At 39.1% G+C, this 8,380-nt stretch carries 6 protein-coding genes; 1 reads left to right on the top strand and 5 read right to left on the bottom strand.

The features are described from left to right. Positions 1–237: 237 nt before the first annotated feature. The 3 genes from C9I86_RS19440 to manA all read right to left on the bottom strand — a co-directional run bounded on the left by C9I86_RS19440 (position 238) and on the right by manA (position 5,671). The gene (locus C9I86_RS19440; protein WP_107277237.1) at positions 238–2,139 is read right to left on the bottom strand and encodes a fructose-specific PTS transporter subunit EIIC; all 1,902 of its coding nucleotides are present in this window, start codon (positions 2,137–2,139) and stop codon (positions 238–240) included. A gap of 873 nt (positions 2,140–3,012) precedes the next feature. Further along, the gene (locus tag C9I86_RS19435; protein WP_107277236.1) at positions 3,013–4,038 is read right to left on the bottom strand and encodes an acyltransferase; all 1,026 of its coding nucleotides are present in this window, start codon (positions 4,036–4,038) and stop codon (positions 3,013–3,015) included. Between the two features lie 433 nt (positions 4,039–4,471). Beyond that, positions 4,472–5,671 carry a mannose-6-phosphate isomerase, class I gene (gene manA, locus C9I86_RS19430; protein ID WP_107277235.1) on the bottom strand — a complete coding sequence of 400 codons (1,200 nt, stop codon included), beginning with the start codon at positions 5,669–5,671 and terminating at the stop codon, positions 4,472–4,474. A 164-nt stretch (positions 5,672–5,835) separates the two neighbouring features. Here manA and C9I86_RS19425 point away from each other — a divergent pair, with 164 nt between their 5' ends. Further along, positions 5,836–6,681: a helix-turn-helix transcriptional regulator gene (locus C9I86_RS19425; protein WP_080158055.1), complete on the top strand. Its 846-nt coding sequence runs from the start codon at positions 5,836–5,838 to the stop codon at positions 6,679–6,681. Between the two features lie 5 nt (positions 6,682–6,686). On the opposite strand, the gene C9I86_RS19420 is transcribed toward C9I86_RS19425, so the two are convergent. Together C9I86_RS19420 and C9I86_RS19415 are read right to left on the bottom strand one after the other, a co-directional pair. Beyond that, complete coding sequence (locus tag C9I86_RS19420; protein WP_107277234.1) at positions 6,687–7,439, bottom strand: PTS sugar transporter subunit IIA; 753 nt, start codon at positions 7,437–7,439, stop codon at positions 6,687–6,689. A 44-nt stretch (positions 7,440–7,483) separates the two neighbouring features. Beyond that, positions 7,484–7,792 carry a PTS fructose transporter subunit IIB gene (locus C9I86_RS19415; RefSeq protein ID WP_080158057.1) on the bottom strand — a complete coding sequence of 103 codons (309 nt, stop codon included), beginning with the start codon at positions 7,790–7,792 and terminating at the stop codon, positions 7,484–7,486. Positions 7,793–8,380 lie beyond the last annotated feature (588 nt).

The following is an 8,380-nucleotide window of genomic DNA, read 5'->3' as shown; positions in this document are numbered from 1 at the left end:
CTTGAAAAACGTTTTTAGCGAGATCAATACAAATAGTGCTAGGCTTATTCATGGTATGGGCTCCTTTTTGGTTGACGCTATAACTGTAGCTGACAATGTCAGTAAGGTGGGGAGTCCATACCATTGAAACTATCCGGGATCTACTTAACGCGTGCTTGAGCCTCAGGAACAAAAAAAAGCGACAGGCTTGCACCCATCGCTTAATCTCGTATCTTTAAAACTCGATACTCAAAACCCCTACGCTACCACTAACACTTTATCCGCTTTTGCTTTACGGAATTTCTTCAGTGATACCGCAACCAGCGCTGTAACTACCATACCTGTTGCCATACATACTAAAGCAAGCAATGGTTTATTCATCGCACCTAGTAATGCAACCACTGGACCACCGTGAGCTACGCTGTTAGTGATACCAAACGAGAATGCCATTACCGCGGCAACCATGCTGCCTAATACGTTTGCTGGAATAACTGAGATTGGATCTTGCGCTGCAAATGGAATCGCACCTTCAGAGATACCGACTAAGCCCATTGCACCCGCCGCTTTACCTGCTTCAATTTCTGATTGCTCAAAGATATTGAGTTTACGACCAATTATCGTTGCTAGACCCATACCCAGCGGTGCTACAGGAATCGCACATGCCATCGCACCCATAAATTGTGTTTGGCCATTGGCTATCATGCCAACAGAGAACAAGAATGCCACTTTGTTAAATGGACCACCCATATCAAAGCCAGCCATACCACCTAATACAATACCCAGTAAGATTACGTTACCTGTACTCATTTCAGTTAGTACGGTGTTCATGGTATGCATTAGACCTGCAATTGGCGCACCAATAACAAAGATAAACGCACTTGCAATGAATAATGTACCTGTAATCGGTGCAATAAGAATTGGCACTAATGGTTGTAATAACTTGTGGTATTTACGTGTTGCAACCCAACGTACAAAATAACCCACTAATAGACCTGCAATGATAGCTCCGATAAAACCTGTACCTGCATCTGCACCATAAAATGAGCCGTTATTCGCAATCCAGCCACCAATGAAACCCGGAGCTAATGCAGGACGATCACCAATCGCATATGCTATGTAACCTGCAAGTACTGGAATCATTAATGTAAAGGCGACCACACCGACATCGAGTACTTTTTGCCACATACTACCGACAGGGATCTGCATTCCCGCATCCGTTGGCTGTCCACCAATCGCTAATGCCAACGCAATTAACAAACCACCAGTAACAACAAACGGGATCATGTGTGATACGCCGTTCATTAAGAAACGGTATAAATCAGAACGGGCTTTAGAAACTTTACTTTCACCGTCATCTAAGCCATCGCCATTAGCATCAAATGGTTTCGCAACTAATGCTTGTTGAATAACGCCTTTACCATCTTTAATCGGGGCTTTTACGCCAGTCTTAATTAATTTCTTACCCGCAAAACGATCCATATCGACTTGCTTATCACAACTAACAATGATCGCTTCTGCGCGGGCAATTTCTTCAGCGGTTGGTGAATTTTTAACACCAATAGAGCCGTTAGTTTCAACTTTGATTTCGTAACCTAATTCAGCCGCCGCTTTTTCTAATGCTTCTGCTGCAAGGTAAGTGTGCGCAACGCCAGCTGGACAGCCAGTCACCCCAATCAATAAGCCTTTATCTTGTGGTAATGTTGCTACCGCTTGTTTTTCAGCAAGCAACAATGCCAATGCATCAGCCGGTGTTTTAACGGCTAGGAAGGCGTCAATAAAACCATCTTCAATCAATTTTGATGACAACTCAGCCAATACTTCAATATGGTGATTATCACCACCATCAGGAGAAGCAATCATGAAAAATAGTTTTGATGGCAAGCCGTCTTCTGCACCGTATTCAATACCTGTACGGCTAACACCAATCGCAACCGCAGGTTTAATAACGGCCGCACTCTTAGCGTGTGGTAGCGCAACACCGTCTTCAAAACCTGTGTTACCTAATTCTTCACGTGCTTGAATGTCTGCTAAAAATTGGGTTTTATCCGCAACGCGACCTTGTTGAACTAAAATATCTGCCATTTCAGCAAACACTTCATCTTTAGTGGTCGCTTTAAGGTTGATGTTAATCAACTGCTCATTGATGAGGGTGGTAATCATATTCTATCCCCGATAATTTTATTATGGGCTCGATGACATTGTATTGGTCATCAGCATGGCAATATTGTCGGTTTTTTAATGGGGATAAAGTAGAGTACAAAACAGGCTTTAACTGGAAATTTGTAACATTAAACTATCAGTGTGAGCTATCACTCATAATTTTTACCATATATAAAACAAGTTGAACCGCATTTAAAAGTTAATTATTTCAACTACTTAAATTTATTATTCTGTGTGGATATTTTAAAAAATGATTATCAAATTATTTTTATAACTATCTAAATAAGGCTTTACTTAGTGTGGATATTGGATTTTTTAGTGCGATAGATCACAGAAGGAAGGGCTAGGAAAAGAAGGACAAGCAAAAAGCAGGTTTAAGGGACGAGGTTTCAAGAGGCGAGGAAAAGCAGTAGCGAGTGGCGAGAATAATCCAGCCCATTATTCACATCTCGAAAGTTGAAGTACGATACTATCCGGGATCTACTCACCACGAGCTTGAGCCATAAAGACACCAGTGGAAACTAGGTAAAAGCGAGGTTTTGAGGGGCGAGGAAAAGCAGTGGCGAGAATAACCCAGTCCATTATTCACATCTCGAAAGTTGAAGTACGATACTATCCGGGATCTACTCACCACGAGCTTGAGCCATAAAGACATCAGTGGAAACTAGGTAAAAACGAGGTTTTGAGGGGCGAGGAACAGCAAGAGCAGTGTGCGGATAGTAGATTCCCTATCTCGTTCGTAACCTCACTGTAGGGAATGACGGGGTTTATTACTCACATCCCGGAAGCTGAGGCACGAAGTTATCCGGGATCTACTTAACGCGAGCTTGAGCCTTAAAGAAACCTGTGAATTCAATAATTATAACCATTAAATCAAACGCCAATAATATATCTTGAATTATATCCAAGTACTTTTTTCATACAAACACAAAACAATAGAGATAACGATATACTGATTAAAGAATAAAAAATAGATATTGGAATAATTAAAAATGTTGACGTGAAAAATATATCATAATACTTTTCCATTAATAATTTATTTAATAAATCATTAATAAAGAAGTGAACAAAAAATAAGGCAAAACTATATTTTGCAAACACATTAAGGATATTAATATCTATATGATCTATTCTTTTAAAGAAAACGATAAAAAATAACAAGATAGCTATTTTTTGAATGTAATGAAAAGATTCATAAAGATTAAAAAATAAAAATTTAGGATCAAACAACATTACGATAACAATCAAACCCGTTGATATTATTATTGCAGCAATTAATAATAAAAAATGCTCATCAATTAAGATTATAAAGCGATCATAATTTGCTGCACATAGTATACCTAAAATATAAATTGGAAAAAAATAAACATATTGTCCTAATGATATTATCGTTCCTGTTCTTGTTCCAATTAACGGTAATATCAACAAGATAGGTAAGGTTAACAGTAATGTTTTATTAGGTGTTTTTAATAGCATGGGGCTAATTAAAAATATAGTCACAATAAAAGGTATATACCAATATTGAACTTGTGCCTCCCCCAGAAAAATGTATCTAAAAAACGTTAACAAAGAAAAATTAATTTCACCAATATATATATTAAAAATGAATATAGTAGAGCTTAAAACTATATACGGTAACAATATATTTTTAAACTTTGTTTTGTAATACTTTAAAGGAGATGCAAAGGATAAATATTTAAGAAAAAACCCAGATATAAAAATAAAATAAATAGAACTATCATGAAATAATATTTCTCTTGTTACATTTATAATCTTTTGATATATAGAATCATTTTCGACATACAACGTTGGAATTGTCCATATATGAACAATTATAATATTTAAGATAGCAAAGCCTCTTAAATAGTTCATGTTTTTTAAAAAGCTTTTTTTTGTCATCGTTATTACTTAGTAAAGAATATTGTCTTAATGCGATCTTATTTAAGATTTGAGTGTTGACAGATATATTTATAAAATAAAAAAGTGATTAATCAACACTACATAGTGCATTAACGGTGAATATTTAGGTTTAGGTTTATTTAGTAATGCTATGTTTCTAACAGCAACTAATGATTTTCAAGTAGATTATACATTTCCTTGTTTATGTCCTGTCATTTATTTGTAATTTCGAAGTTAATTTATAAAATTACATAGGGGTATTTTATCTAACCATCCCGCAGCGCGCGGACAGTAGATTCCCTATCTCATTCGTAACCTCACTGTAGGGAATGACGGGGCTATAAAAAAAGCGACAGGCTTTCACCCATCGCTTAATCCATTATCCTGAGAACTAGAGACTCACAACCTCGTCCCTGCTCTTCCCTATAACCCTTTAGTTATACGCACGCGCAAACATACCATCACAATGCGCTGAATATGCCTTTGCATAAGTAGGAATAAACACTGACTGGCCTTTTTCAAGCGTCAATGTTTCACCATTTTGATGCGTCACTGTTAGCGGCGCATCAATCGCAAATAAAATTTCAGCACTGGTATTTTGTAATGCAATATCATTAACTTGTTTATAAACGCTAAATTTAAAATCAGGCACTGGGATCTGATAATCTAAACCACCAGCAACCATTGTTGGCGCCAGTAATAATTCATTCGCTGCCATGCTTTTAAATTCAGTATTAGCAACTAACTCTGGTACATCCATAAATTTAGGTGTTAAACCAGCACGTAATACATTATCTGAGTTAGCCATGATCTCAAGGCCAGTTCCTTTAATGTAGGCATGTGGAGTACATGCACTTAGGAACATCGCTTCGCCTGGTTGTAATGTTAATACGTTCAACATTAATGGAACAAACAGACCGATATCACCAGGGTATTGTTCAGATAAATCAATCAATAACGCAAATAATGGCTGATCTTTATGTTCATGACAGAACGCTAAAAGTCCATTAACAGCAGACTCTTTACGCTCACCTTCAAGCGATAGCATCGCTTCAAAGAAATCTCGTAAACCTGCATCCGTTTGATTAGCTGCAAAAGTATTAACCAGATCACTAATCACATCGAGATTGATTGTGGTAAATAATTCAACGATTTCAGCTAACTCACGGAAACCATTCATTGCTTGATAAGGTGTTAACGCAAACACTAGCTCAGGTTTATGGTTAGGATCTTTGTAGTTACGGTTAGCGGCATTACGCGCAATACCGATTTTTTCTTCTTTTGCATAGCCTATTTCAGCTTGATGCTTACTTGGGTGAACTTGCACTGATAACGCTTTTTCAGCTGCTAACACTTTAAATAAGTATGGTAACTCAGCAAATTTAGCTTGAGTTTCTGCACCAATAATTGCATCAGGATCGGTGGCAATAAAATCAGCTAAGCGTACTGCTTCACCATTAACCGTGATCACTGAGCAACCATTAGCATGGGCACCCATCCACATTTCAGCTTGTGGCTTTTGATCTAGATTTGGAATAGCAAACAGTTGCTCAATTGATGTTACACTGCCCCAAGCATAATCTTGGATCACGTTATCCATCTTAAAAAAGACAGTGCGGGTAGAGTCAGTCATTGTCAGGTCCTATTCTTATTATTGCTCACGATATTTATGGTATGGCATCAACCATTATTATTGACGTCATACACTAACTGACAGCACTATAACAAAACTTAATCGGTTTATTCAGCACAAACTAATAATCCTGCTACCACCATTCCAAACATGAAGTGAATACCATGGATAATGTTTTCTTTAATTTAATTGATTCTGTGTTGACGGAACGGGAAAGTTTTAATCGAATTTGGTTTGCTGGCGGTAAAACTCAACCACCACAATTTAGCTATCAGGTAAATTTCCCACGCCTCGAATTGGTGCTAAAAGGTGAATATATTAACCAACTCGATGATGGTGATAATGGCATCTGTCAGATTAGTCTAATGGGGGGCGATGCTATCTATATTCCGCCCAACAGTTGGAACCAACCAAGCTGGAATACTGAATGTTCGGTGTTGAGTTTGCTGTTTGGTAAGCGTCAATTGGGCTTTAGTTTAGTCAGTAAAACCAAAGATAGCCCCAAATTTTATGATGTTCAAAAACACTCGATTCAAGCATGGACAGGACACGCAGTTGATCCCATTTTAACGGCACTGAATATGTTAGCGACAGAACACCAACAGCAGCCAATGGATGAGCATTTATTACAAGCTTTACTCAGCTACACCCAAAATATGCTCCATGTTCCATTGCACCAATCAAAAAATCGTACTGAAGATCTGTATCAAGGGATCTGTATTTATATTCAAGAAAATTTTCACCGCGCCATTAGCCGCGACACGATAGCCAATCGGTTTAACATTACACCCAATCACCTATCGCGTTTATTTCGTCAACAAGGCCATATGCGACTCGCTGATTATATTTGTTGGGTACGAATTGAACGTGCCAAATTTATGTTACGCCAATACCCGTTTCGATTAACTGAAATTGCTAGCCGCTGCGGTTTTGTCGATGTGAACTATTTTTGTCGTGTTTTTAAAAATAAAACCGGCCGTACGCCATCGGAATATCGAGGTGTCACCTAACTTTGCTACCTTAACGCTTCAACAATTAAAGCTTTTAATTCTTGAGGCTGTTGAGCCAGTGTTAGCGCTGTACAATAATCTTCGTTTAATAAACATTTTGAAAACTGCGCAAAGGCCATGATCACAACTTTCTGAGGTGGCTTGGGCAAGATCATCGCAACCGCACGGCTAATATTACCCCGTGACGATCCCCAATCAATAGCCTGAGGGTGACACACTATCGCCATTGCTGGTTTTGCGATCATTTCATGCATCACATGTGGCAAGGCAATACCTGGCCCCATAACAGTGGCAGAAACATTTTCTCGAGCCAATAGTGCTTGTTTTAATGCGGGCTGTTGTTCAGAAGTGATCGCCTGTTGCGCCACCAGCATCTGGCTTAATTGCGTAATGGTGTCTATTTTATGATTCTCACCGCCATCAGTCCAACCAATACTGGTTAATGGCAAACTGATCTTAAATGGTACGGATGGAGTGTATTGTGTCAGCGATAGTGCATATTGAGCAATAAAATCAGTTAACACTAAATTCGCTAATTCAGCATCGCTACCATTAATAATTAATTGGCATAACGCATGGGGTTTATTCGCTAACGATAGCATTTTTAATGGCTGTGATACTGGCGCGCGCGTCAATTGACTCACATTAAATAATTCAACATGAGATTGGAAATAACCCGTCAGTTTTTTTAGCTGATTAAGTTGGTAAGAAGGCAGACCTGCTGCACCACAATAGAAGGTGATCCGTCGCTCTAACATCCGTTATCCCTGTCGTGTTATGACCTGTTTTATTAGCATGAAAATTATTGACACAATTGCTGACAACGTTCAATCACTGCGGTTGCATCAACTAAGACTTCTTCTATCGTCACACAATGAATGCGGCTACCGGTAAAACGCGCCCGTTGTTCAACTTCAATATCCGAGGCAATTAAGACAATATTTGCAGCTGCGATATCTTTGGCAGTTAAAAAGTTCTCAATCCCCATTGCACCTTGGGTTTCGACTTGAATCTTGATTCCCATCTGATGCGCGGTTTTGTTAAGTACATCCGCAGCCATATAGGTGTGTGCGATACCCGTTGGACAGGCTGTTACCGCGACAATTTTCATTTTTAATCCCTGAATATTGTTAAATATAGTGTTACCCAAGTGAGGTAACTAACTGTGCAGAATAGCATAATAGATAGGATATGAGCGAGGGAAAGAAAGTCGAGGAAGAGTTATCGCGAGTATCGAGATTGTTAGTATCGAGACTCTGCCCATTATCCGTCATCCCGGAAGCTGAGGCACGAAGCTATCCGGGATCTACTCAACGCGTGATTGAGCCTTAAATACACCAACAAAAACATGCCAAAATTCGACCACAATCAATAACTCTACAACGAGCGGAAGTAGATTCCCTATCTCGTTCGTAACCTCACTGTAGGGAATGACGGGGTTTATTACCCGTCATCCCGGAAGCTGAGGCACGAAGCTATCCGGAATCTACTCAACGCGTAATTGAGCCTTAAATACACCAACAAAAACATGCCAAAATTCGACCACAATCAATGACTCTACAACGAGCGGACAGTAGATTCCCTATCTCGTTCGTAACCTCACTGTAGGGAATGACGGGGTTTATTACCCGTCATCCCGGAAGTTGAGGCACGAGCTATCCGGGATCTACTCACCACGTGCTTAAGCCACAAAGAAGCC

It is taken from the genome of Photobacterium sp. NCIMB 13483 (assembly GCF_003025475.1).
GTDB lineage: Bacteria > Pseudomonadota > Gammaproteobacteria > Enterobacterales > Vibrionaceae > Photobacterium > Photobacterium piscicola.
This window is presented reverse-complemented; position numbering and strand designations above follow the sequence as displayed.